Raw genomic sequence first — 255 nt, 5'->3', positions numbered from 1 at the left:
ATCAGGACAACATATTCGTGGAACGACTCTGGCGCAGTGTGAAGTATGAGTGCGTTTATCTGAAGGCTTTCGAGAGCGGCGCCCACTTGCGAGGGGATCTGAAGCGTTACTTCGCTTGGTACAACACAGAGCGGCCCCACCAAGGGCTAGACGATGCTACACCTGATGAAGTGTACTTCTCTCAACCACTGATCCAGGCGGCCTGACGCCGATGATGACCTGATCCGAGCTTAGACGACCCGTCAGGTGGTCCAA

Annotated in this window: 1 protein-coding gene; it reads left to right on the top strand. The window is 54.9% G+C overall.

The window, feature by feature from the left end:
• A partial coding sequence (locus IZU87_RS17475) for an integrase core domain-containing protein (protein WP_213115385.1) occupies positions 1-206 on the top strand: 206 nt, incomplete at its 5' end.
• Between the last annotated feature and the right edge of the window lie 49 nt (positions 207-255).

The sequence above is a fragment of the Cobetia sp. MC34 genome, from assembly GCF_018340035.1.
In the GTDB taxonomy this organism is placed as follows: domain Bacteria; phylum Pseudomonadota; class Gammaproteobacteria; order Pseudomonadales; family Halomonadaceae; genus Cobetia; species Cobetia amphilecti.
Note: the sequence above shows the minus strand (reverse complement) of the source record. Positions and strands in the feature narration are given on the sequence as shown.